The following is a 2,893-nucleotide window of genomic DNA, read 5'->3' as shown; positions in this document are numbered from 1 at the left end:
TCCCAGCCCCCGGGCGTCCTCGCCAGCCCGTCCCGCTCCCCCGACAGGGCCGCGCTGGCGGTCCTGCTCGCCCGCGCGGCGGCCGGGCACCCGCCCGCCCCGGACGGCGGCCTGACGATCGTGCCCCAGCCGAACCCGCGCGATCTCGGCGTGCTGGCCTTCACCGGCCACGTCGTGATCTTCGCCGATCTGGACCACGGCTGGATCCGCGGGCTGCTGCCCGGCGACGACGTCGCCGCCCCGCTGAACCCGCCCTTCCTGCGCGCGCTGGAGGAGCAGACCGGCCGCCTGGTCGACAGCGTGGACCTGCTGACCTGCGCCGACCCTCTCGACGGCGCGCCGCCGACGGCGCTCACGGAGATCACCGGCGCCGGCCACGCCCGCGTCGCCCGCGCCCATCGTCACCGCGACGAGGTACGGGTCTGGCGGTCCGCGGACGGGCTGGTCATCCTGGGCCGGGGCGTGGCGGGACGCTGGGAGGCCGCCGTGGAGGTCGAGCCCGCGCATCGCGGCCGGGGCGCCGGGCGGCTGCTGGCCCGGGCCGCGCGGCACCTGTCACCCGGGCCGGTGTGGGCGCAGATCGCGCCGGGCAACGCGGCGAGCGTGCGGGCCTTCCTGGCCGCCGGCTACCTGCCGGTCGCCGCCGAGGCCCTACTGCCGGCGAACTCCTGACGTCCGGGGTCTCCTGACGTCCCGGCCTCCCGACGTGCCGGTTTCCTGACGTCCCGGCCTCCCGACGTCCGGGGTCTCCTGACGTGCGAGTGTCGTCCCTAGGGCGAGAGGCGTAGGACCGGCGACCGATCCGCCGCGCGGCGCGGGCGGGCAGACTGTGCGGCGTGCTCCCCTCGACGAACCGCACGAGGGCCTTCCTCGCCGCGATGTTCGTGGACGCGCTGGGCAGCGGCCTGTACGTGCCGCTGACGCTGCTGTTCATCACCGAGGTGACCGGGCTGCCCGTCACCACAGTGGGCCTCGGCGTGACGGTCGCAGCGACCCTGGGCCTGGCCGCGAACCCGCTGGCGGGCGTGCTCATCGACCGGTTCGGCGCGCGCCGGGTGCTGATCGGCAGCTACCTGGTCCGCGCGACCGGCTTCGCGCTGTACCCGCTCGTCCACGCGTTCCCCCTGCTCATCGCGATCGCGACGATGATCTCCGCCGGTGACCGGGCGTTCTATCCCGCCTCGGGCACCCACGTGGCGGCGCTGGCCGACGGCGAGCGCAGGGACCGCCTGTACGCGTGGCTGGCCACGGCCCGCAACGTGGCGTTCGGCCTGGGCGGGCTGCTGTCGGCCGGGGCGGTGACGCTCGCCGGCCGTACCGGGTTCTCGCTGATCTCGCTGCTCAACGCGGCCAGTTTCGCGCTCGCGGCCCTCCTGCTGGCCACGACGGGCCGGACGACGAGCACGGGTGACGGTACCCCGGCCCTGGTGGCGGGCGGGAGTGGCGGTTCACGGGCCCAGGCAAGGGTGGCGGGCGGGAAGGGCGGCGGCGGGTATCGCCGGGTGCTGGCCGACCGACCGTTCATGCGGCTGGTGGCGGCCGAGCAGGCGTTCACGCTGGCGCATTTGATCCTGCCGGTGGCGCTGCCGCTCTACGCGGTCTCCGTCCTGGGCGCGCCGCCGGCCCTGCTCGGCGTGCTGTACACGGTCAACACGCTGCTGGTGGCCGCGGGCCAGTTGCCGGTGCGCCGGTTGCAGCGCCGGTCGCGCCGCACGCACGCCACCGCGCTGGGCGGCGTGGTGTTCGTGGTCGCGTGCGCTGGTTTCGCGGTGCTGCCGCTGCTGCCGTCCGGGGTGGCCAGGACATCCGGGCTGGTGGTGGCCACGCTGGTGTTCACGCTCGGCGAGCTGGCGCACACCGCGCCGTCGGCGTCGCTGGCGGCCGGGTCGGCGCCGTCCGCGCTGCGCGGCAGGTACCTGGCGGTGCACCAGATGACCTGGGCGGTCGGCGCGGCGCTGTCGCCCGCCGCGTTCTCCGCGCTGATCAGCGCCGAACCGCTGCTGCTCTGGTCGGGGCTGTCCGCCCTGCTCGCGCTGGCCTGCCTGGCTCTGGTACGCCTGTCCGCCCAGCTTCCCGCCGACGCGGTGGCTCCACCTGCGAAGTTTGACAGGAGATAGTTAGACATCGTACTTTCTGGCCTCTAATCAACTGATGGAGGTCTTCCATGCGTACCCTGATCCGTGGCGTCCGCGTCTTCGACGCGAGCGCACGATCGACCGCGCCGACGTACTCATCGACGGCGACCGCCTGGCCGAGCCCGACGGCCGTCCCGCGGACCTGGAGCTCGACGGGACGGGCCGGACCCTGCTCCCCGGCCTGATCGACGCGCACACCCACACCTTCGACGGCGACCTGGCCCGGGCCCTGAGCTTCGGCGTGACCACCGAGCTGGACATGTTCTGCCTGCCGCCGAACCTGGTCAGGCAGCGCGCCCTGGCCGCCGGCCGTGACGACGTGGCCGACCTGCGCAGCGCGGGGGTGCTGGCCACGGCGCCGAACGGGCATCCGAGCCAGATCATGGCAAGCGCGGGCGACCTGGGTGACGCGGTGGGCCCGTTCGACACGATCTCCATGCCGGGGCAGGCCGAGGCGTTCGTCGCGCGGCGGCTGGCCGAGGGCAGCGACTACCTGAAGATCGTGATCGACGACGGCTCGGCGGGCGGGATGGACCTGCCCGTGCTCGGGGCGGACACCGTGACGGCGCTGGTCGAGGCCGGGCACGCGGCCGGGCTGAAGGCGATCGCGCACGTGGTCACCGCCAGGGACGCGGCGATCGCGCTGGACTGCGGCGTGGACGGCCTGGCCCACGTCTTCTGCGACACCGAACCGGGCGAAGGGCCGCGCGAGGGCGCGGACGGAAGGGCGGGCGAACGGGCCCGCGACTTCGCGGGCC

General features: G+C 74.9%; 2 protein-coding genes and 1 pseudogene. All 3 read left to right on the top strand.

Annotation, left to right across the window (positions count from 1 at the left end):
• Positions 1–672, top strand: a 672-nt coding sequence (locus tag HII36_RS54370) for a GNAT family N-acetyltransferase (protein ID WP_328808323.1), incomplete at its 5' end; no start/stop codon positions are given.
• A gap of 164 nt (positions 673–836) precedes the next feature.
• The gene (locus HII36_RS54365) at positions 837–2,117 is read left to right on the top strand and encodes an MFS transporter (protein WP_173531239.1); all 1,281 of its coding nucleotides are present in this window, start codon (positions 837–839) and stop codon (positions 2,115–2,117) included.
• 34 nt (positions 2,118–2,151) lie between these two features.
• Positions 2,152–2,893, top strand: a pseudogene (locus HII36_RS54360) (hypothetical protein); the annotation flags it as partial.

It is taken from the genome of Nonomuraea antri (assembly GCF_013283785.1).
Taxonomy (GTDB): Bacteria; Actinomycetota; Actinomycetes; order Streptosporangiales; family Streptosporangiaceae; genus Nonomuraea; species Nonomuraea antri.
This window is presented reverse-complemented; position numbering and strand designations above follow the sequence as displayed.